Raw genomic sequence first — 19,557 nt, 5'->3', positions numbered from 1 at the left:
GACATGGCGGTGGCGGGAACGGCGTCCACCGGTGGCGGGCCGGGCGTGCCACCCGTCGAGGTGGTCCGGGTCAGCGGGGTGAGCCGGACCTTCGGCCGCGGTGAGCACGCCGTGCAGGCGGTGCGGGACGTCTCGTTCACCGCCGACCGCGGTGAGCTGGTCGCCGTCCGGGGGCGCTCCGGGGCCGGCAAGACCACGTTGCTGAACGTCATCGGCGGGCTGGACCGGCCGGACAGCGGCCAGGTGGTGGTGGCCGGGCACGACGTGACCTCGGCCGGGGAGGCCGAGCTGCTACGGCTGCGTCGGGGCACTGTCGGGTTCGTGTTCCAGACCTTCGGGCTGGTGCCGATCCTCTCCGCCGCCGAGAACGTGGGCGTGCCGTTGCGATTGGCGCAGGTGCCGGCCGCCGAGCGGGAGGAGCGCGTCGCGGTGCTGCTCGAGCTGGTGGGCCTCGGTGGGCACGCGGCCCAGCGCCCGTACGAGCTCTCCGGCGGCCAGCAGCAGCGCGTCGCCGTGGCCCGCGCGCTCGCCAACGAGCCGGACCTGCTCATCGCCGACGAACCCACCGGCCAGCTCGACTCGGAGACGGGACGGTCGATCATGAACCTGCTGCGTGCGGTGGTGCACGCCCGAGGGATGACGGCCCTGGTCGCCACCCACGACCCGGCCCTGATCGACCTCGCCGACCGGGTGCTCGTCCTGCGCGACGGCCGCCTCGTCGACGACTGACCGGCGCCCGCCGCCCGCGCTGGCCTGGTGGCCTGTGGGCGGCGGCTTGTGGTGGCGGCCCGTGGCCTGTGGGCGGCGGCCCTCCGGGTCGGCCCTACCGGCGGGCTGGCGTCTCGGGCGGGTCAGAGCGGGAGCTTCATGCCCTCGTGACTGGCCACGAAGCCGAGGCTCAGGTAGAAGCGGTGCGCGTCGGTGCGGGACTTGTCCGTGGTGAGCTGGACCAGGGCGCAACCTCGCTGCCGGGCCTGGTCGATTGCCCAGGCCATCAACTCCCGGCCGAGCCCCTGGCCGCGCCGGTCGGAGCGGACCCGGACCGACTCGACCAGGGCTCGCTCGGCGCCGTGCCGGCCGAGCCCCGGGATGTACGTGACCTGTAGGCAGCCGACCAGCTCGCCGGCCTGCTCGGCGACGATCAGGACGTTCCGCGGGTCGGCGCTGATGTCGGCGAACGCCCGTTCGTACGCCTCGTCGACCTGGGTGAAGTCACGAGCCTTGCCCAGCACGTCGTCGGCGAGCAGGGCGATGACGGCGGGCAGGTCCGCGCGAACCGCCTCCCGGAAGATCATGTCGCTCATGCCGGTCAGCCTGGCACAACTGTCACTTGGCCGGGCAGCGCAGGCCCTCGACGGGGACGGTCAGGTCGATCAGGTACGCGTCGACGGCCCGGGTGATGCAGGAGGTCTGCGGGTAGGCGGTGTGCCCCTCACCCTCCCAGGTGAGCACCCGACCCACACCCAACATCGAGGCGAGCCGGCCGGTCTGCTCGTAGGGCGTGGCGGGGTCGCCGGTCGTGCCGACCACCACGATCGGCGGCGCGCCGTTGGCCCGGCCGGTCGGGTACGGGTCCCGGCCACCCGGCCACTCGACGCAGCTCAACATGCCCACCGCCAGCGCCGGACCGAACAGCGGGTACTTCGTGCGCCACTGCGACTGCAACTGGCGGATCTGCTCCCGGCTCGGCTTCTCGGTCTCGTCGGCGCAGTTGACGGCGAGGTTGGCGTCGAACAGGTTCGAGTAGTGCCCGTCGCTCTCCCGGCCGGCGTACGAGTCGGCGAGCCGGAACACGTCCTTCGGATCGCCCTCGGCCAGCCGGTCGATGGCCCGGGCCAGCTCCTGCCAGCCGGACTCGGTGTAGAGCGACGAGATGACCGCGTAGAAGACCCAGCCCGCCGTGGCCTCCCGCCCGTCGTCGCCCCGGACCGGGGAGACCTTGGCCTTGTCGATGGCCGAGGTCACGGCGGCGCGGGCGTCCGGAGCGATCGGGCAGCGCGCGGCGTTGGCGGTGCACCAGCGGGTGAAGTTGTCGAACGCCCGCTCGAACCCGCGGGCCTGACTCTCCGAGCCGGCGATCAGCCGCTGCTGCGGGTCGACGGCACCGTCGAGCACCAGCGCGCGTACCCGCTGCGGGTAGAGCTGGGCGTAGACCGCGCCGAGCAGCGTGCCGTAGGAGTAACCCAGGTAGGTGAGCTTGTCGTCGCCGACAGCGGCGCGGACGGCGTCCATGTCCCGGGCGGCCTGCTCACTGCCGTACAGGGGCAACTGGTCGCCGTAGCGGTCCCCGCAACCGCGCCCGATCCGCTGGCTCAGTCCGGCGAAACCGTCGAACGCCGCCTGGCTCGCCGGGTCCGGATCGTAGCCGAAGCTCGCGTCCAGGTCGGCGTCGGAGATGCACTTGACCGGACTGGACCGGGAGACACCGCGCGGGTCGAAGCCGACGATGTCGAAGCGCTCGGTGACGGAGGCGGGCAGCCCACCGAACTGGGTGCCGAACGAGAGGTAGACGGCGGTGTCCACACCGGAGCCCCCCGGGCCGCCGGGGTTGACCACCAGGGAGCCGATGCGGTCGCGCTGCTTGCTGGACCTGGCCCGCAGCAGAGCGATCTCGAAGGTCTGCCCGGCGCCCGGCCCGGCCGTCGCCCCGCCACCGGTGCCCCAGTCTCTCGGCACCGCGATCCGCGCGCACTCGTAGCGCATGTCCGGCGCGCCCCGCCCCACCAGATCCTCGGCCACCTCCGGGCAGGGCCGCCAGGTGGCCGACGAGCCGGCCGGTGCCGCCTCACCCTGCACCTCGGTGCGTGGCGCGAACGCCGGAAGCGTGCAACCGGCGGTGAGCAGCGCAGCCGTGGCGAAGGCGACGAGACTGCGACGGACCCGGCGACCGGGTGTCATCCGGGGGTGGTCGGCGGTGCGGCTCACATGATCCTCCGGTGTCGGGTCGACGGCCAGGCTACGCCGGACCCGTGGCGGCCCGGTCGAGGGTGACCGTCGGATCACCGCGCAGCACCTGGTCCACGTCGAAGCGGATCGGGCGGTCGAGTTGGTCGTAGCGGCACGAGCGGGGATCGCGGTCGGGCCGCCACCTGACGAACTGGGCGGTGTGCCGGAAGCGCTCACCCTCCATCGCGTCGTAACCCACCTCGACCACCAGCTCCGGGCGCAGCGGCTCCCACTCCAGGTTCTTGGTGCCGGTCCACCGGCTCACCCCACCCGGGATGCGCTGACCGCGCTCGTGGTCGCCGTGCACCCACGGGTGCTCGCCGCCGATGTCCCGGTAGGGGGCCAGCTCGTCGAGCAGCTCGGCCCGACGGGCCATGCTGAACGACGCGCTCACCCCGACGTGGTGCAGAACGCCCGCGTCGTCGTAGAGGCCGAGCAGCAGCGAGCCCACCACCGGGCCGGACTTGTGCCAGCGGAAGCCGGCCACCACCGCGTCGGCGGTGCGGGCGTGCTTGACCTTGAACATCAACCGCTTGCCCGGCTCGTACGGCAGGTCGGCCGGCTTGACGATCAGCCCGTCCAGCCCCGCGCCCTCGAAGACGTCGAACCAGCGGCGTGCCGTCTCCGGATCGGTGGTGACCTGGGTGACGTGCACCGGTGGACGTACGTCGGCCAGTGCCTGGACCAGCCGCTCCCGGCGGCGCGGGTACGGCTGGTCGAGCAGCGCCTCGTCGCCGATGGCCAGCAGGTCGAACGCGACGAAGTCGGCGGGCGTGGTCTCGGCCAGCATCGTGACCCGGGACGCCGCCGGGTGGATGCGCTGGGCCAGCAGCTCGAAGTCCAGCCGCGGCTGGCCGGACGGCCCGTCCCGCCGGATCACGATCAACTCGCCGTCGACGGCGCACCGCCCGGGCAGCTGCCGGCGGGCCTGCTCGACCACCTCGGGGAAGTAGCGGGTCATCGACTTGCCGCCCCGGCTGGCCAGCTCGACCTCGTCGCCGTCGCGGAACACGATGCACCGGAACCCGTCCCACTTGGGCTCGTACGTCACACCGGGCGTGGTGGGCAGCTTCGGGACGCTCTTGGCCAGCATCGGCTCGACCGGAGGGTTGATCGGCAGGTCCACGGCGACCAGTCAATCAGACGGGGCCGACAGTCGTGAGCCAGATCACCGCCGGTGCGGCGGCGACGTGTCCGCCCGCGCGACGCTCGTCCTGCCTGGGCGAATCAGATAACCGCAGGTCAGAGCTAGTTTCGCGGAATGGCCGAGTGGGTCTGCGACTGCTGCGGGCGGTGGCGGGTGAGCGTGGAGCTGATCCGGGGCCGCTACCGCTACCGGCTGACCCGTCGATATCCGCAGCGGTTCGGTGGCGGCCGCGACGTGCTCGGCGAGGTCGGCTCGGTGACGGAGCTGGAGGAGCTGCTGCGTCGGCGTACCCCGTTGAGCCTGGCCGACCTGCGCGAAGCCGCCTGATCCCGCGCGGCCGGCGGACCCACGGCCCGATCGACGATCGGACCGGCCGGTGGATGCCGTAGTCACGATCCGCCGGGCAGCGTCGTCGGCAGGAGGTGGCAGTGCCGGACGGCGCCGCCGGGGGAGGGGACGCGATGCGGTTCGAAGCGGACACGGAGATCGGCGCGGACGCCGAGCGGGTGTGGGCGGTACTTGTCGACGTCGAGCGGTGGCCGGAGTGGACGGCCTCGGTGACCCGGGCCGAGCGGGGCGAGCCGGGCCCCCTCGCGGTCGGCGCGACCGCCCGCCTGACCCAGCCGAAACTGCGCCCGGCCGTGTGGCGGGTCGTCGAACTGACCGAGGGGCGGGAGTTCACCTGGGCCTCCGACGTGTCGGGCGTGCACACCCGGGGCGAGCACCGGCTGCTGCCGCTGCCCGACGGACGTACCCGGGTCGACGTGGCCATCGACCAGGCCGGACCGCTCGCCGGTCTGATCGGCCGGCTGTACGGCGGCCTGCTGCGCCGCTACGTCCGGCTGGAGGCCGACGGGCTCAGGCGTCGCTGCGAGCGGAGCTGACGGCCGGTTTCTCCAGCACGGCCAACGGGGTGCCGTTCGGGTCCGGGCGGTGTGCCACGATCCGGTAGCCGTACCGCTGGTACAGCGCGATGTTGCGGGCGCTGTCCGCGCCGGTGAAGAGGCTGAACCGGGCGGCGCGGCCGGCGCAGGCCTCCTCGATCGCGGCGAGCAGCCGCGCTCCGACACCTCGCCCCTGCTGGTCCGGGGCGACCGCGAGGCGCCCGACATGTGCGGTGTCACCGGCCAGGCGCGCGCGTACCGACCCGACCAGCCGGTGCCCCGAACGGGCGACGAGCACGATGTCCGGGCCGGCCAGCACGGCCGCGACCTCGTCCAGGGTCTCGGTCAGCGGCGGCAGGAAGGGCTCGGCGTAGTGCTGCGCCTCGCTGAGGTAGGCGGCGCGCTGCACGGTCAGGATCTCGCCGGCGTCCGCGACGACCGCCGGGACGATGCTCACCTCGACGCTCATCCGGGCAGCACACCACAGTCGGCGTCGCCCACCACGGGCGGCCCGGCCGCCGCCCGTCAGCCGGGAAGGGCTCAGAACCGGGCGAACGAGCGGATCGGGGCGCGGGGACCGTACTTCGGCGCCTGGATGCCGGCGGCCTCCAGCAGCAGGCACACCCGCCCCCGATGCCCCCGGAACGGCTCCAGCAGGGTCAGCATCCGCGCGTCGTCGCCGCGTGGCTCACCGGCGAGCGCCCAGGCCACGGTGTTCGGGATGTGGTAGTCGCCGACGCTTACCGCGTCCGGGTCGCCGTACGCGATCCGCACCACCTCGGCGGCCGTCCACGGTCCGATGCCGGCGATGGCGGTCAGCCGGCGGGTGGCCTCGGTCGCGTCGACGCAGCGCTCCAGCCGGTCGGCGAGCGCGGCGGCGCGGCGTAGCGTGTCGGCCCGGCGCTGCTCCACGCCGAACGGGTGGAACACCCAGTACGGGGTGGCGGCCACCGCGGCGGCCTCGGGCGGCAGCAGGAGCGGCTGTAGCGGGCCGGGCGCCGGCTCGCGGAAGTGCCGCACGGTCGCCGCGTACGCCCGATACGCCTCCTTGCCGGTGACCTTCTGCTCGAAGACCGCCCGCAGCAGACGGGGGAAGACCTGCCCGGTGCTGGGCATGCGCAGCCCCCGGTGTTCCCGGGCCAGCCGGGCGACGAGCGGGTGTGCCATCGCCAGTTCGGCGAAGCCCGTCAGGTCGTCGTGCAGCCCGGCGATCCGGTCCGCGTGGGCCACGACGTGCTCGGCGCCCGGTCCGTAACCCTCGGCGAGCAGGTCACCGCCGGCCGGCCGCAGCGCGAGGGTGGCCGGTCCCTGCGGGGTGCGGGTCGCCCACCAGAACGTGCCGGCGGCGATGCGCGCGCACGGGTCGTACGGGCTGAAGGTCAGCGCGCGGACCGACGCGGCCAGCCGGTACCCGGCCGGCGGGTGCAGCACCCTGCTCGCGGCGGGCTCGGTCTCGGTCACCCCTGCCACTCTGCCAGGTCACGCCGCGGTGCCGCTCCCCGCCGTCGCCGACGCGCTCGAGCACACGACGGGGCCGGTCGCGCCCTCCTCGGCTGCGACCGGCCCCCGTCGTGTCCTGGCGGTAGGGATCAGTACGAGTAGCCCGATCCACCGGCGTCGCTCGACCCGCTGTCGGCCGGCGGGGCGACCGCCTTCGGCGTGGAGGTGGGCAGGCAGCTCAGGTTCTTCTTGCCGTCGGGCTGGACCACGAACCAGGTGCCACCGACGGCCTGGCCCTTCCACTGGCCGGGCTTCTTGTCACCGATGTAGCGGTACACCGGCCAGCCGCCGACGGTGAGCTGGCGGGTGCCGTCCTGCCGGGTCACACTGCCGACCTTGTCGTCGGAGACGCCGGTGAGCTGCGGGTTCCCGTCGGTCAGCGCCGGAGGCCAGACCTCCGCGCACTTGTCGACGCAGTTCGACGCGGGCGGGTCGGCGGTGTCCTTGTCGAAGCGGTACAGGATCCAGCCGTCCTGGTCGGTGACGACCTTGCCCATCCGGGCCACGTTCTTACCGATCAACTGCTCGGTCAGATCGACGTTCGCGGGCGGCGCGTCGGCGGCCGGCGTCTCCGCCGATGCCGACGCCTCGGGTTCCGCCGACGCGCTGGGTTCGGCCGCGGCGACGGCGACCGGCTCAGCCGCGCCCGAGTTCGCCCCGTCGTAACCCGCGGGAGCGCAGGCCGTTAGTGCGACCATCGCGCTCGCGACGATGACGGTCCGCTTCATCTGTGCCACGTGCCCTCCTCATTCTTGGCAGTTCACCCATAGGTACGGCGGGCGGGCTGTCAAGGTTGAAGAAGTAACAGTGGTCAATTTCACGCAATTTGATTGAACCGGAACGCGCGTTCATCCGTATGGCCCTGCGCAGAGGCTTGACCAGGAAAAACGCATCGACGCCAGCCATTGGAACAATGGCCGGCGTCGACGATGGTACGCGACCCTACATGGGCACGGTGACCAGCGGACTAGCGACACCGTTACGGTCGACCGACTGCACCTGGAGTTGCTTGATGTCGCTCGTCAACGCCGAGGTCGACGCGCTCAGCTCCAAACCCTGCGGGCGGTTGTTCGTCCCGTAGCCACCGTCCGGCACCGACCACGTCGAAATGACCTCCGTGCTGGAGTTCTTGCGCACCACCACCAACCGGCAGGTACGCGGGCCGGGCAGTTTCCGCAGACTGAAGTTGATACGGGTGCCGTACTCCCGCTGGACCAGGAACATGGTCGTCTGGACGCCGGTCGTCGGGTCGGTGGCGTCGACCTGGTCGCCCTCCTCCTCGTTACCGCCGACACCCGGGCCACTCGGCGGCGCGGTCGGGGCGCTCGTCGGCGGGTCGTTGACGGCGGCGCTCGTCGACGGGTCGGCAAGAGCCCCCGGCCCCTCGTCCCCGGCCACACTCACGAAGCCGTAACCCGTCAACCCGCCGAAGACCACCACCGCCGCGGCGGTCGCGAGCATCTGACGAAACCTGGTACGCCGTCGATCGGCCCGGACCGCGACCAGCGTCCGGTCCAGCAGCGCCGGGTCGGTGGCGGTCTGCTCCAGGGCCATCATCGTCTCGCCGTCGATGCCGGAGAGCAGGCCCACCACCGGCACCATCGTCTCCAGCTCGGCCGCGCACGCCCAGCAGGCGGCGAGATGCTCCTCGAACCGCTCGGTGTCCTGCTCGTCGAGCACGCCGAGCGCGTACGCGGCGACGTCCATGTGGTCTGGCCGGCTCATTCTGTCACCCCCCGCTCCTGCAGAGCCGTGCGCAAGGCGCGCAGCGCGTAGTAGACCCGCGACTTGGCGGTGCCCAACGGCAGCCCCAACTCCTCGGCCGCCTCCGGCACCGTCCGCCCCCGGAAGTACGTCGCGATCAGGATCTCCCGATGCGACTGACTCAGCGTACGCAGAGCGTCCGCCACGGTCATCGTGCGCAGCACCCGGTCGGTGCTGTCCGCCTCGGCGAACGCGGTCAGGTCCCGGTCGTACGTCTCCGGCGGCCGGGCCTCCTGGCTGCGGTGTTCGTCGATGGCGATCCGACGCGCCACGGTGACCAGCCACGGCCGCAGCGAACCCTGCCCCTGCGCGCCGAGACGGTGCGCGTTGCGCCAGGCCCGCAGCAGCGTCTCCTGGACGATGTCCTCCGCGCGCTGCCGGTCCCCCCCGGTGAGCCGCATGACGAACATCAGCAACGGGCCGGCGTGCTCGGCGTAGAGCAGCCGGATCAACTGGTCGGAGTGGCTGGCCTCGGTTGTCGTCGCCTGGTGGCGCCCGGGCGCCGGTCGGGGCGTCACCGGACCATTTTGGCGAGACGTGGCTCGGGCGTCGACCCCCCGGGCAGACGAGGTCGACCGCGACGACGACCGCGCGGACAACCAGTCCGCGCCAACCGCGTCGCCATGCCAACCGGCCGCCACCGCATGCATGCAGACCTCCGGGATGTTCGTGACCAACGCCGACCCACGAGGTGGGCCGCCCGGTGGTACGCACTGACGCCCCGAGCGGATCAACGAACCGCGAAAAAAGTTCCACCCGAGCCGCCAGCGGGCCGAGTGAACCGGTCAGCGGCGTACCGAGAACAGCCCCGGCGGGGGCGGATCCGACCCCGTGGCGTCGGCGTCGCGCACCACCGCCGCCCCACCCGCGAAACGGTCCAACTCGTCGTCGGCCACCACCCGGCCTGGGAACCAGTCGCCGGCAGCCCGCCGGGTCAACGCGGGCACCGGGGGAGCGGACCGTCCGGCCATCAGCACCAGATTGCCGTACCGGCGACCACGCAGTACCGCCGCGTCGCCGACCAGGCACGCCTGGGGCAGCACCGAGCGCACCGTGGCGACCTGGCTGCGGGCGTACCGCAGCGGCGGGCCGTCGGCCAGGTTCGCCAACAACCAACCCGCCGGACGGAGCACCCGTGCCACCTCGGCGGCGTACTCCACCGACGTGAGATGCGCCGGTGTGCGGGCACCGGCGAAGACGTCCGCGACCACCACGTCGTAGCTGGCGTCCCGCGTCGAGGCCAGCACCGCCCGCGCGTCCTGCACGCGGACCCGCAGCCGGTTGTCCGTGGGCCAGGGCAGCACGCGGCGCACCAACTCGACCAGCGCACCGTCCACCTCGGACACCCGCTGGGTCGAACCGGGCCGCGTCGCCGACACGTACCGGGGCAGGGTCAACGCACCGCCGCCGAGGTGCAGCACCCGCAGCGGCTCTCCGGGAGGCGCGACCAAATCCAGTGCCGCGGCCAGCCGCCGGACGTACTCGAACTCCAGGTGCGTAGGGTCGTCCAGGTCGACGTGCGACTGCGGCGCGCCGTCCAGCAGCAGCGTCCACGAACCGGCCCGGTCCGGCGACGGCACCAGCTCGGCCCGCCCGGTGTCCACCTGCTCGACCACCCGGTCGTCCGTCCGTTTGCGCCCCATCGCGACCCGCCCGCTCAGCGGCCGGCACGCGCCGCGGCGGTCAACGCGCGGTGCAGCAGCCGGGAGTCGCCGAGCAGCGCCCGCAGGCGGCGCTCCAGACCGGCGATCGGAATCAGGTTCTGCGGTGCCCGCGGATCCTTGTACGGCGTCGACGCGAACCGGGGCAGCGTGACAAGTGACAGGTCGGCCAGGTCGATCGCCGCCTCGACGGACAGTTCGGTCGAGCACTCCACCCGGACGATGCCGGCCCACGGCGCGCCCACGGCAACCGGCAGCCGCAGATACCACGACCAGCCACCCCAGGGCGTACCGAGCCGGAACACCGGCGAGCGCTCGCCGGGCGCCAGGCCGGTCACCACCGCCGTCAGTCGGGCGTCCAGGTACTGGCTGTGCTGGGTCTTGATGTAGCCCAGTGTGCGCGGCAGGTGGCGGCGACTGCGCAGCGGACCGTCCACCACCAACAGGTCCCCGTCGACCCGGACGGCGTCGGACACCGCCACCTCCAACGCGGTCAGCGGAGCCTGGACGGCCGCCGGCAACTTCGCCAGTTCGCCCGTGCCACCCACCCGGTGCACCGGATAGCGGATCGCGCCCGCCACCACGTCCTGCGCCGACGGGCTCGCCGTGAACAGACCCCGGCCCACCTGCGTACCGGCCAACTGCGCCGCGCCCCGACCCAGGTCGCAGCGCACCACCCCGGCCGCGTACGAAGCGGCCAGCCCCGGAAACGACCCGCCGTCGTCCTCCGCCGTCCAGATGCTCGCGTCGATCCGACGGACCCCGTCGACCATGAGCACCACGTCCGGCGCCCGGACGTCGTCGCGTACGCCGATCGCCCGCCAGTCGACGGCCGGCAGCTCCACGTCGACCTCGACCTGGGCGCTGCTGGGGTTGGCCGGACCGGTGGCGGACGCCTCGAACGACGCACCGTACGCCGGGTCCCAGGAGTCGACGAAGAACGCCGCGTCGCTCACCGGCCGGACCTTTCGTTCGCGACTGCGGGGCTCCGCTGCGCTGCACTCCTCGCGCTCACCGGCCGGTCCGTTCGACGCGCGCCGAGCGGGCGTCCTTGCGCACCTCGAAGCGGACCGGAATCCGCTCGGCCAGCGCTGCCACGTGAGTGACCACGCCGACCATCCGGTCACCCCGGGCGGCCAGGTTCTCCAGCGTCGCGGCCACCGTGTCCAGCGTGGCCGCGTCCAGCGTGCCGAAGCCCTCGTCCAGGACTATCGACTCCAGACTCGCCGCGGTCGTCGACATGCCGGCCAACTGCTCGGACAGCGCCAGCGCCAATGCCAGCGACGCCTGGAACGTCTCCCCACCGGAGAGGGTCCGTACGCCCCGGCGCAACCCGGCGTCGTGGTGGTCGACCACGAAGAACTCGCCCTTGTCGTGTACCAGCTCGTACTGGCCGGAGGACAGCTCCCGCAGGATCCCCGACGCGCCGTCGACCAGCAGGTCCAACGCCTCGGCCAGCAGCCACCGCTCGAAGTTGTTGGCCCGCAGGTGTCCCGCGAGGGCCCGCGCCACCTGTGCCTCACGCTCGTGCCCGGCCCGCTGCTCGCGCAACGTGCCGGCCTGCTCGCGGCGCTCGTGCAGTCGACGCCGGTCGGCCTCGGCACGCTCCACGGCGATCGTCGCGGCGTGCACCGGATCGTCGCCGACCGGCACGTCGGCGGCGGCGAAGATCCCGGCGATCCGCTGCTGCACCGCGTCGGCCGCCGCCTCGGCCTCGGCGACGACTGTCGCCCGGCCGGCCCGGTCGGCGCGGCGACGCTCCGCCTCGGCGGTCGCCCAGTCGGTAAGCGCCGCCCACGAGGCCGCCACGTCGTCCCGGTCCGCGGCCGGCGGACCGAACCGGGCCAGACCGTCGCGGGCGGTGTCGAAGCCCCGCCAGGTGGCCCGCAGCCGCTCCTGCGCCGCCTCCACACCCGCCCGGGCCTGGCGAGCGCTGTCCCGGCCCGCCCGCACGGCGGTCGCCGCCTCGTCCAGGGCGCGACGCAGCCGGGCGTGCTCGGCCAACTCCCGGCGCAGCACCGCCGGCTCGGCCGCGCCCGTGAGCTGGCCGTTCAGCTCGGCCAGCCGGGCGTCCACCTGCTCCTGGCGGGCGCGTGCCTGCACCAGCAGCCGCTCCAGGTCACGCGCTGCGGCGTCGCGTTGCTGCACCGCCGCCTGCGCGGCCTTCGTGGCGGCCCGCGCCGCCTTTCCGGCCGCCGTAGCGGCGGCCACCGCCGAATCCGCCGGTACCGCCGGCACCCGGGCCACCGGCTGCTCGCACACCGGGCAGGGCGCGCCCGGATGCAGATGCGTCCGCAGACCGACCGCCAGGTCGGTGGCCTTCGCCTCCTCGTGCGCCTGGAAGGCCGCCTCCAACTCGGCGTCGGCCCGCTCGGCGTCCACGCGGGCGGCGGCCAGCGCCGCCACCGCCGCCGAATGCTCCTCGTCCGCCGCGCGCACCGCCGCGCGGACCGTGTCGGCCTCGCCGGTCAGCCGATCCCGATCGTCGTACGCCCGCAGTTGCAGCCGCAGCGCGCTCTCGTCGCCCGCGCCGGCCAGCTCACCACGAAGCTTCTCCTCCCGTTCCTCGGCCAGCGACACGGCCGAGGCCGCCGCGTCGGCGTCCACCCGGGCCGCGGTCACCGCGCGCGCCACCTCGGCCACTCCGCTCGGGGCACGAACCCCGGACAGCACGCTCAGCTCGTCGTCGAGCGCGGTCAGGGCGGCCGCCGCCTCCCGCGCGCGGAGTCGGGCCTCTGCCAGCTCCGGCATGGCCCCGGTCACCGCGCCGGCCAGCTCGACCATCCGGTCGACGAGGGCGTCGGCCTCGACCAACGCGTCGTCGTCCACCCCCGTCAGGCCGGCGAGGACCTGGTCGACCGCGTCCAGCCTGGCTTCCGCCTGCGCCGCGCGGGTCGTGGCCCTCTTCTGTACGTCCTCGTAGACGCCGAGGCCCAGCAGGTTGACCAGGATCTGCTGCCGGGTCGCCGGTTTGGCGTGCAGGAAGTCGGCGAACTGCCCCTGCGGCAGCACCACACAACTGGTGAACTGCTCGTACGGCAGCCCGACCGCCTCCAGTACCGCCTGCTCCATCTCGGCCGGCGTGCCGGCGACCACCTCACCGAGGTCGTCCGGGCTCAACCCGGTGTCGAGCTTTGTCACGTCGAAGCCGGCCGGCATCACCTGCAACCCGGCGTTCGCCGTCTTGACGTTGCCCCGGCCGTCCCGGCGCACCACCCGGGTCGCCACGTACCGGGCGCCACCGGACTCGAAGACCAGCCGGACCCGGGCCTCGGTCGCCGACGGCGCGAGGGCGTTGGCCAACCCCCGCGCGCCACCCCAGCGGGGCACCGTGCCGTAGAGGGCGAAGCAGATGGCGTCCAGCACTGTCGACTTACCCGAACCGGTGGGCCCGATCAGTGCGAAGAAGTCGGCGTCGGTGAAGTCGACGGTCGTGGAGTCCCGGAAGACCGTGAACCCGGCCATGTCGAGCCGCATCGGTCGCATCAGTGATCGACCTCCTCGAAGAGTTCGTCGAAGAGTTCCCGAACGCCCTCGTCGTCGTGGCCCCGGCTGTCCAGGTAGTCGCCGAACAGCTCCCGGGGAGAACGCCCCGACCGCTGCGCGATCCGCGTGCCGCTGCCCGGCGTCGCCAGCAACTCCGGGTCGATCCGGATCTCCAACGCCCGGGGCAGCAGCTCCTGGACCTCCTCGCGCAGGCCCGCGCGGGGGTGCTCCCGCACGAACACCCGCAGCCAGGCGTCCGGCGCCTCGATCTCGGCGAGCTGCGCCAGCGTGCCGCGTATCGTCCGCAGCGCGCTCGCCGCGGTCACCGGCACCTCCCGCACCCGGGCGGCCGTGCTGGCGGTCACCTCGACGACCGTCACCGACGGCACGTTCTCCTGCTCGCCGAAGTCGACGGCGAGCGGGCTGCCGCTGTACCGGACCGGGCAGGGGCCCTCGACGCGCTGCGCCCGGTGCAGGTGGCCCAGCGCCACGTAGTGCGCCGTCGCCGGGAAGACGGTGGCCGGCACCGCGTAGCCGAGCACCGTGTGCGCGTCCCGCTCGCCGCCGCCGGCCGCCGCGCCGATCACCGTCAGGTGGGCGGTGACCAGGTGCACACGCTCCGGCTCCGAGAAACCCTCGGTGAGCCGGCCCAGCACCCGACCCAGGTGGTCGGCGTACGTCTGGTTGGCCTCGGCGGCGGTCAGCTCGTACATCTCCAGCGCGCGGATCGCGTACCGCTGAGACAGGAACGGCAGCGCGGCGAGCTGCCACCGCTCACCGCCGGCCGTGGTGCCGTCGATGACGTGCTCGGCCGGATTCTCGCGTACCCCGCCGCGCAGCGTGATGCCCGCGGCCTCGGCCCACGGGCGCAGCGCGTCCAGCGCGGGCCCGTTGTCGTGGTTGCCGCCGATCGCGACCACGTCCGCGCCGGTACGACGCAGCGCGGTCAACGCCCGGGTGACGAGCCGGGTCGCCTCCGAGGTCGGTGCGGCCGTGTCGTAGAGGTCACCGGCGACGATCACCAGGTCGGGCTGTTCGGCGCGGGCGATGTCGATCACCCCGGCCAGCACGGCCGTGTGCTCCTCGGCCCGGGACTGCCCCTTGAGCACCTTGCCCACGTGCCAGTCGGAGGTGTGCAGGATCTTCATGGGTGCCGGCCCTCAGCTAGAACGGGATGTCGTCGTCGGTGCCGCCGCCGGAGCCCACCACGGCGAACGGGTCGGCGGACTGGGTGATCGAGCGCAGCGTCTCGGAGGGGGCGCGGCCCGCCTCGGACACCCGGGTGGCCCAGGCCGGGAACGGGAACTCCAGGCAGAGCGGCACCGGAATGTCCGGCTGGTTGACGAACATGGTGCCCGGCTTGGCGAGCAGCGCCCGCTGCCGCTGCGCCGGTGGTAGGAAGCCGTACTCCGGACGGGACGCCTCGGCGGGGTCGAGCCGGCCGACCACGCGGATCGCCGAGTTGGTGACGATGCGTCGTTCGACCTCGCTCGCCGTCTGCTGGGCGCCGATCAGGATGACCCCGAGCGACCGACCCCGCTCGGCGATGTCGAGCAGCACCTCCTTGATGGGGGAGGATCCCTCGCGGGGCGCGTACTTGTTGAGCTCGTCGAGGACGACGAAGAGCAGCGGCTTGGCCGTGCCGGCCTTCTCCTTGCGCTCGAACTCGCTCTTGAGCGTCACACCCACCACGAACCGCTGGGCCCGATCGGGGAGGTTGTGCAGGTCGACGACTGTCACCTGCGCCGACTCGCTGGTGTTGATCGAGTGCGGGCGGCGGGTCGCGAGGTCACCACGGATCAGCCGGGCCAGATCCTTCTTGCTGCCGATCAGCCGGCGGGCGAACGCGTTGACGGTGCCCAGACCGACCGCGCTACCCGCCCAGTCGGAGCGGGTCTCGTCGTCGTTGAGCGCCTCGACGATGTGGTCGACCAGGTCGCCGTAGGACCCGAGTCGGACCCCGTCGATGCTCACCCCACCGTCGGCGGGCTGGGCGTACCGGGCCAGGTGCGCGGCGACCGAGTGCACGACCATCGTGTACTGCTGGCGCTCGTCGTCGGCGTCGGCGAAGACGTACGGCAGCAGGCGGTCGGAGCAGAACTCGCTCAACGTCCAGTAGAAGGCGTCCACGCCGGTCAGCCGACTGCTCACGTCCGGCGTGCCGGCCGCGTCACCGACCCGGGGCGGGGCGTACACCCGGACGTCGGGGAAGGCGCCGGCGCTCAGGCCCAGCTTGGCGTACGCGGCTCGGGTCGGCTCGTCGAGGCGCGTGTTGGGGTGGTCGAGGAACAGCAGGTCCTCGCCCTTGACGTTGAAGATCAGCGCCTTGGCGTTGACGGCGTCGCCGCCCAGGACGCCGGAGCGGAACACCGAGTAGAGCAGGAAGGTGGCGAAGCTGGTCTTGGTGGCCACGCCGGAGATGCCGGAGATCGAGACGTGCGCGCCCCGACTGCCGTCGAGGAAGTCGGCGTTGAGGTAGACCGGCACGCCGTCGCGGCCCATGCCCATCGGGATGCGCCGTTCCATCCGGTCGAAGTGCAGCGCGCGGGCCCGCGCGTCGCCCTCGGCGCGGTGCACCACGGCCCCCGGAGTCGGCGGCACGTACAGCTCCGGGTCGACCCGGGTGGTGGTGATCTCGGCCGCCTCCTGCACCTGGGCGGGCAGCGTGCCGTCGGCGATGGCGAAGACGTCCGAGTCGAACTGGGCGCCCTCGTGCCGGGCCCGGACCTGGGTGACCACCCCGGCGATCGTCACCGGCTCGCGGTTGGGCAGCTCACGACGGGTGACCACCACGTCGTCGAGCTGGAGGTAGCTGCCGGGTGCCACGGCCGTCCAGAACTGCAACGGCGTGGCGTCGGCGGTGCCCAGCACCCGGCCGACCAGCTCGCCCGGGCCGTCGAGGTCGGCGTCGGTCATCGGGCGACTCGGGTCGGTCGGGCGGCACGGTCGGGAAGCATGATGTGCATCCTGCCCGAGGAGTACGACAGGTCGCCACGCGACGCGGCGGAGGACACGATGCCGGCTCGCGCCCCACGACGCTGGGTGTGTGACCGGGCGACGGTTCGTCACCCTCGGGCGTGGCGGAGCAGGAGGACGCCGTCGTCGGCGGCGAGCACGTGCCGCAGCGGCAGATGCCGGGGTGGGGTGGCGGCGCCGGCGGTGATCCGCCCCGGTCCCGGCCCGGCGAGCAGCGGCGCGACCGTGAGACACAGCTCGTCCACCAGGTCGGCGGCGGCGAGCGCGCCGAAGAGGTGCGGGCCACCCTCGCAGAGCAACTGGGTCAGCCCCCGCCCGTGCAGCGCGCCCAGGGCGGCGGCGAGGTCGACCCGGCCGGTGCCGCAGCGCAGCACGTCGGCGACGTCGGTGAGGCCGGGTGGCGGGTCGGCGTCGGCATGGGTGAGCACGATCGGTCGGACCGGCGCGTCGGCGAACGCGGACTGCGCCGGGTCGAGGTCGAGGGTGCCGGACACGACCACGAGCGTCGGGTACGCGGCCAGCCCGTTCGCCTGCCGCCAGGCGCGACGGCGTTCGTCCAGGCGCACGGCCCGGTACCCCTCGTGGCGCAGGGTGCCGGCGGCCACCACGAGGGCGTCGCAGACCATCCGCAGCAGGCCGAAGACCCGCTTGTCCGGCTCGCCCGACAGCCCGGCGGAGTAGCCCTCGACGGTGACCGCGCCGTCCAGGCTGGAGACGAAGTTGACCCGCAGTCGGGGCTGGTCGGCGCGGCCGTAGAGAGCGGTCAGCGTGGCGTCGTCGAGCGGCTCGGCGGACGGCTCGGGCCAGAGCCGCCGGATCGGAATTCCGACCGTCATTCGCCGGCCGGACCAGTGACCGGAGGGGTCCGTTCGGCGGTACGGTGCTGGCAGTCGCACCAGTTCCGGCCCGGGCAGTCGTCGTGCCGCCGGGCCCGGCACGCTCGGCAGATCATGCTCGCAGCCTAAGCCGCGGGAGGAGCAGGACAGCATGCCGCGTCAGATCTTCCAGCTGAAGATGTCCCTCGGCGGCGTCCGCCCGCCGGTGTGGCGACGGGTGCTCGTCCCGGCTGCCTACACGCTGGACCGGCTGCACCGCGTCGCCCAGCACGCCATGGGCTGGCGGGACTGCCACCTGCACTCGTTCGACATCGACGCGGTGGCGTACGGCGAACCCGACCCCGACGAGGGCCTGGCGCTGCACGACGAGCTGGACGTCCGGCTGGACGCGGTGCTCGGCAAGGGCAGCAGGTTCTCCTACACCTACGACTTCGGCGACTGGTGGGAGCACGACCTGGTCGTCGAGGACGCGCTGACCGCCGACCACGACGAGCGGTACCCGCTCTGCCTGGACGGGGAGCGCGCGTGCCCGCCGGAGGGCATCGGTGGACCGGTGGGCTACCAGGCGCTGCTGGCGGCCCTGGCCGATCCGGCTCATCCGGAGCGGGCGCTGCTGGCGGGCTGGGTCACCGATCGCTTCGACCCGGCGTTCTTCGATCCCGCCGTCGCGACCACGCTGCTGCGTCGCTTCTGCTGAACGGGCCGGTCAGGCCCACGTCGATACCCCGTGTGCCGGCCTGAAACAGGGCGGTAACGATCTGGGAACGCTCCCAATGGTCTATTGACACCCTGGTAGCGCCCCGGCAATCTCATGGGAGCGCTCCCGGGGGAGTGGCGGAAGTCTCCTTCACAGCTCTCCCCGGACGTCCACGGCCACCGGCCGAGCGGCGCGGGGCGCTACAGCACCCCCCACCACGTACGACACACCAAGCCTCACCACTTGAGAGGGGTCAGGATGAGCGTCACCTCACGTCGCCGCTTTGCGGCGATCGCGCTCGCGTCCGTCGCCGTGCTCGCCGCGGCAACCGCCTGCGGCGACGGCGACTCGTCGTCCGATTCGGACGGCGGCAAGGTCACTCTGGTCGTCGACGTCTTCGGCGACCAGGGCTTCGGCTACGAAGATCTCTACAAGCAGTACCAGACGGAGCACCCGAACGTCACGATCCAGGAGCGCGGCAAGGGCCTCGGCCTCGGCGACTACAACACCCGGCTGACGCAGCAGATCACCGCCGGTGCCGGTGCCGGCGACGTCGTCGCCCTCGAAGAGGGCACGATCGTGCAGTTCTTCGCGCAGGCCGACAAGTTCGTGAACCTGGCCGACCACGGCGCCAACGACCTCAAGGGCAACTTCCTGCCCTGGAAGTGGGAGGGTGGCCTCACGCCGGACGGCAAGGTGCTCGGTCTCGGCACCGACGTCGGCGGCATGGCCGTCTGCTACCGCAGCGACCTCTTCAAGGCCGCTGGCCTGCCGACCGACCGCGAGCAGGTCGGCGCCCTCTGGCCGACGTGGGACGCCTTCATCGAGCAGGGTCAGAAGTTCGCCGCCGCCGACAAGAAGCACAAGTTCGTCGACTCGGCCACCAACTTCTACAACATCGTGCTGATGCAGACGGCGGGCGCGGGCAACGGCTACACCTACTTCGACAAGAGCAACAAGCTCGTCGTCGGCGAGAACCAGGACGTGCAGTCCGCGTTCCAGCAGACCACCAAGATGATCAGCGCGGGTCTGTCGAACAACCTGCGTAGCTTCTCGAACGAGTGGAACGCCGGTTTCAAGAACGGCAGCTTCGCCACCATCGGTTGCCCGGCCTGGATGACCGGTGTCATCAAGGGTCAGGCCGGTGACGCGGCGGCCGGCAAGTGGGACGTCGCCAAGGCGCCGGGCAACGGCGGTAACTGGGGCGGTTCGTGGCTGGCCGTGCCGAAGTCCAGCAAGCACCAGAAGGAAGCCGCCGAGCTGGCCAAGTACCTGACCACCGCCAAGAGCCAGACCGAGGCGTTCAAGAAGGTCGGTAACCTGCCCTCGTCGCCGCAGGCTCTGGAGGACCCGGCCGTGCTCGCCGCGACCAACGAGTACTTCAGCGGCGCGCCGATCGGCAAGATCTTCGCCGCTGGCGCCAAGGAGCTGAAGCCGGTCTACCTCGGCCCGAAGAACCAGGCGGTCCGGGACGCGGTCGAGAACGCGCTGCGCAGCATCGAGCAGGGCAAGGCCGCTGACGCCGCATGGCAGGACGCGGTGAAGAACGGCCAGGCAGCAGGCAAGTAACGGCTGTGACGCGCTCACGGGTGGTGCCGCTGCGGCACCACCCGTGAACCCGCGTCAAACGCCCTGCCGCGGCGCCCCACGATGGCGCCGC

General features: G+C 72.8%; 19 protein-coding genes. 5 read left to right on the top strand and 14 right to left on the bottom strand.

Annotated elements, in window-relative coordinates:
* Positions 1-3: 3 nt before the first annotated feature.
* Positions 4-729 (top strand): ABC transporter ATP-binding protein, encoded by a 726-nt coding sequence (locus tag ABZU91_RS04760; protein ID WP_355234800.1) that lies wholly within the window; start codon positions 4-6, stop codon positions 727-729.
* Between the two features lie 122 nt (positions 730-851).
* Here the strand turns inward: ABZU91_RS04760 and ABZU91_RS04755 are convergent, their stop codons facing one another.
* Genes ABZU91_RS04755 through ABZU91_RS04745 form a run of 3 tightly spaced genes read right to left on the bottom strand, consistent with a single transcriptional unit; the run spans position 852 to position 4,072 of the window.
* Positions 852-1,304: a GNAT family N-acetyltransferase gene (locus tag ABZU91_RS04755; RefSeq protein WP_355233930.1), complete on the bottom strand. Its 453-nt coding sequence runs from the start codon at positions 1,302-1,304 to the stop codon at positions 852-854.
* Positions 1,305-1,326: 22 nt separating this feature from the next.
* Positions 1,327-2,898, bottom strand: coding sequence for an alpha/beta hydrolase (locus ABZU91_RS04750; protein WP_355234798.1), 1,572 nt, complete (start codon positions 2,896-2,898; stop codon positions 1,327-1,329).
* A 58-nt stretch (positions 2,899-2,956) separates the two neighbouring features.
* Positions 2,957-4,072 (bottom strand): ATP-dependent DNA ligase, encoded by a 1,116-nt coding sequence (locus ABZU91_RS04745; protein ID WP_355233928.1) that lies wholly within the window; start codon positions 4,070-4,072, stop codon positions 2,957-2,959.
* Between the two features lie 135 nt (positions 4,073-4,207).
* Between ABZU91_RS04745 and ABZU91_RS04740 the strand changes: the two genes are divergently transcribed.
* Together ABZU91_RS04740 and ABZU91_RS04735 are read left to right on the top strand one after the other, a co-directional pair.
* Positions 4,208-4,420 carry a hypothetical protein gene (locus tag ABZU91_RS04740; RefSeq protein WP_355233926.1) on the top strand — a complete coding sequence of 71 codons (213 nt, stop codon included), beginning with the start codon at positions 4,208-4,210 and terminating at the stop codon, positions 4,418-4,420.
* A gap of 134 nt (positions 4,421-4,554) precedes the next feature.
* Positions 4,555-4,977, top strand: coding sequence for an SRPBCC family protein (locus tag ABZU91_RS04735; protein WP_355233924.1), 423 nt, complete (start codon positions 4,555-4,557; stop codon positions 4,975-4,977).
* On the opposite strand, the gene ABZU91_RS04730 is transcribed toward ABZU91_RS04735, so the two are convergent.
* From ABZU91_RS04730 to ABZU91_RS04680, 11 genes are all read right to left on the bottom strand, one after another.
* On the bottom strand, positions 4,952-5,446 hold the full coding sequence (locus ABZU91_RS04730; protein WP_355233922.1) for a GNAT family N-acetyltransferase: 495 nt from the start codon (positions 5,444-5,446) through the stop codon (positions 4,952-4,954). The genes ABZU91_RS04735 and ABZU91_RS04730 overlap by 26 nt on opposite strands.
* Before the next feature lie 71 nt (positions 5,447-5,517).
* Complete coding sequence (locus tag ABZU91_RS04725) at positions 5,518-6,438, bottom strand: DNA-3-methyladenine glycosylase 2 family protein (protein WP_355233920.1); 921 nt, start codon at positions 6,436-6,438, stop codon at positions 5,518-5,520.
* A 128-nt stretch (positions 6,439-6,566) separates the two neighbouring features.
* On the bottom strand, positions 6,567-7,214 hold the full coding sequence (locus tag ABZU91_RS04720) for a hypothetical protein (RefSeq protein ID WP_355233918.1): 648 nt from the start codon (positions 7,212-7,214) through the stop codon (positions 6,567-6,569).
* Between the two features lie 205 nt (positions 7,215-7,419).
* A complete protein-coding gene (locus ABZU91_RS04715) occupies positions 7,420-8,202 on the bottom strand; it encodes a zf-HC2 domain-containing protein (protein WP_355233916.1) in 783 nt (260 codons plus the stop codon).
* Positions 8,199-8,891 (bottom strand): sigma-70 family RNA polymerase sigma factor, encoded by a 693-nt coding sequence (locus ABZU91_RS04710; protein ID WP_355051883.1) that lies wholly within the window; start codon positions 8,889-8,891, stop codon positions 8,199-8,201. Before ABZU91_RS04710 ends, ABZU91_RS04715 begins: the two co-directional genes overlap by 4 nt.
* Positions 8,892-9,026: 135 nt before the next feature.
* The gene (locus tag ABZU91_RS04705) at positions 9,027-9,884 is read right to left on the bottom strand and encodes a fused MFS/spermidine synthase (protein ID WP_355233914.1); all 858 of its coding nucleotides are present in this window, start codon (positions 9,882-9,884) and stop codon (positions 9,027-9,029) included.
* Between the two features lie 14 nt (positions 9,885-9,898).
* A complete protein-coding gene (locus ABZU91_RS04700; protein WP_355233912.1) occupies positions 9,899-10,858 on the bottom strand; it encodes a hypothetical protein in 960 nt (319 codons plus the stop codon).
* 55 nt (positions 10,859-10,913) lie between these two features.
* Positions 10,914-13,388 (bottom strand): SMC family ATPase, encoded by a 2,475-nt coding sequence (locus tag ABZU91_RS04695; RefSeq protein WP_355233910.1) that lies wholly within the window; start codon positions 13,386-13,388, stop codon positions 10,914-10,916.
* The gene (locus tag ABZU91_RS04690; RefSeq protein WP_355233908.1) at positions 13,388-14,536 is read right to left on the bottom strand and encodes an exonuclease SbcCD subunit D; all 1,149 of its coding nucleotides are present in this window, start codon (positions 14,534-14,536) and stop codon (positions 13,388-13,390) included. Before ABZU91_RS04690 ends, ABZU91_RS04695 begins: the two co-directional genes overlap by 1 nt.
* A gap of 16 nt (positions 14,537-14,552) precedes the next feature.
* On the bottom strand, positions 14,553-16,304 hold the full coding sequence (locus ABZU91_RS04685) for an ATP-binding protein (protein WP_355233906.1): 1,752 nt from the start codon (positions 16,302-16,304) through the stop codon (positions 14,553-14,555).
* A gap of 149 nt (positions 16,305-16,453) precedes the next feature.
* A complete protein-coding gene (locus tag ABZU91_RS04680; protein WP_355233904.1) occupies positions 16,454-17,200 on the bottom strand; it encodes a pyrimidine reductase family protein in 747 nt (248 codons plus the stop codon).
* Between the two features lie 151 nt (positions 17,201-17,351).
* Here ABZU91_RS04680 and ABZU91_RS04675 point away from each other — a divergent pair, with 151 nt between their 5' ends.
* A complete protein-coding gene (locus tag ABZU91_RS04675) occupies positions 17,352-17,897 on the top strand; it encodes a plasmid pRiA4b ORF-3 family protein (RefSeq protein WP_355233902.1) in 546 nt (181 codons plus the stop codon).
* A gap of 258 nt (positions 17,898-18,155) precedes the next feature.
* Complete coding sequence (locus ABZU91_RS04670; protein ID WP_355233900.1) at positions 18,156-19,466, top strand: extracellular solute-binding protein; 1,311 nt, start codon at positions 18,156-18,158, stop codon at positions 19,464-19,466.
* The last annotated feature ends 91 nt before the right edge of the window (positions 19,467-19,557 follow it).

The organism is Micromonospora sp. NPDC005174 (assembly GCF_040608495.1).
Taxonomy (GTDB): Bacteria; Actinomycetota; Actinomycetes; order Mycobacteriales; family Micromonosporaceae; genus Micromonospora.
Note: the sequence above shows the minus strand (reverse complement) of the source record. Positions and strands in the feature narration are given on the sequence as shown.

What these genes read in the sequence shown, in the direction of transcription:
- ABZU91_RS04760 (WP_355234800.1), top strand. Translation starts at nt 4, where the DNA reads ATGGCGGTGGCGGGAACGGCGTCCACCGGTGGCGGGCCGGGCGTGCCA.
- ABZU91_RS04755 (WP_355233930.1), bottom strand. Translation starts at nt 1,304, where the DNA reads ATGAGCGACATGATCTTCCGGGAGGCGGTTCGCGCGGACCTGCCCGCC.
- ABZU91_RS04750 (WP_355234798.1), bottom strand. Translation starts at nt 2,898, where the DNA reads ATGACACCCGGTCGCCGGGTCCGTCGCAGTCTCGTCGCCTTCGCCACG.
- ABZU91_RS04740 (WP_355233926.1), top strand. Translation starts at nt 4,208, where the DNA reads ATGGCCGAGTGGGTCTGCGACTGCTGCGGGCGGTGGCGGGTGAGCGTG.
- ABZU91_RS04735 (WP_355233924.1), top strand. Translation starts at nt 4,555, where the DNA reads ATGCGGTTCGAAGCGGACACGGAGATCGGCGCGGACGCCGAGCGGGTG.
- ABZU91_RS04730 (WP_355233922.1), bottom strand. Translation starts at nt 5,446, where the DNA reads ATGAGCGTCGAGGTGAGCATCGTCCCGGCGGTCGTCGCGGACGCCGGC.
- ABZU91_RS04715 (WP_355233916.1), bottom strand. Translation starts at nt 8,202, where the DNA reads ATGAGCCGGCCAGACCACATGGACGTCGCCGCGTACGCGCTCGGCGTG.
- ABZU91_RS04710 (WP_355051883.1), bottom strand. Translation starts at nt 8,891, where the DNA reads ATGCATGCGGTGGCGGCCGGTTGGCATGGCGACGCGGTTGGCGCGGAC.
- ABZU91_RS04705 (WP_355233914.1), bottom strand. Translation starts at nt 9,884, where the DNA reads ATGGGGCGCAAACGGACGGACGACCGGGTGGTCGAGCAGGTGGACACC.
- ABZU91_RS04695 (WP_355233910.1), bottom strand. Translation starts at nt 13,388, where the DNA reads ATGCGACCGATGCGGCTCGACATGGCCGGGTTCACGGTCTTCCGGGAC.
- ABZU91_RS04690 (WP_355233908.1), bottom strand. Translation starts at nt 14,536, where the DNA reads ATGAAGATCCTGCACACCTCCGACTGGCACGTGGGCAAGGTGCTCAAG.
- ABZU91_RS04685 (WP_355233906.1), bottom strand. Translation starts at nt 16,304, where the DNA reads ATGACCGACGCCGACCTCGACGGCCCGGGCGAGCTGGTCGGCCGGGTG.
- ABZU91_RS04680 (WP_355233904.1), bottom strand. Translation starts at nt 17,200, where the DNA reads ATGACGGTCGGAATTCCGATCCGGCGGCTCTGGCCCGAGCCGTCCGCC.
- ABZU91_RS04675 (WP_355233902.1), top strand. Translation starts at nt 17,352, where the DNA reads ATGCCGCGTCAGATCTTCCAGCTGAAGATGTCCCTCGGCGGCGTCCGC.
- ABZU91_RS04670 (WP_355233900.1), top strand. Translation starts at nt 18,156, where the DNA reads ATGAGCGTCACCTCACGTCGCCGCTTTGCGGCGATCGCGCTCGCGTCC.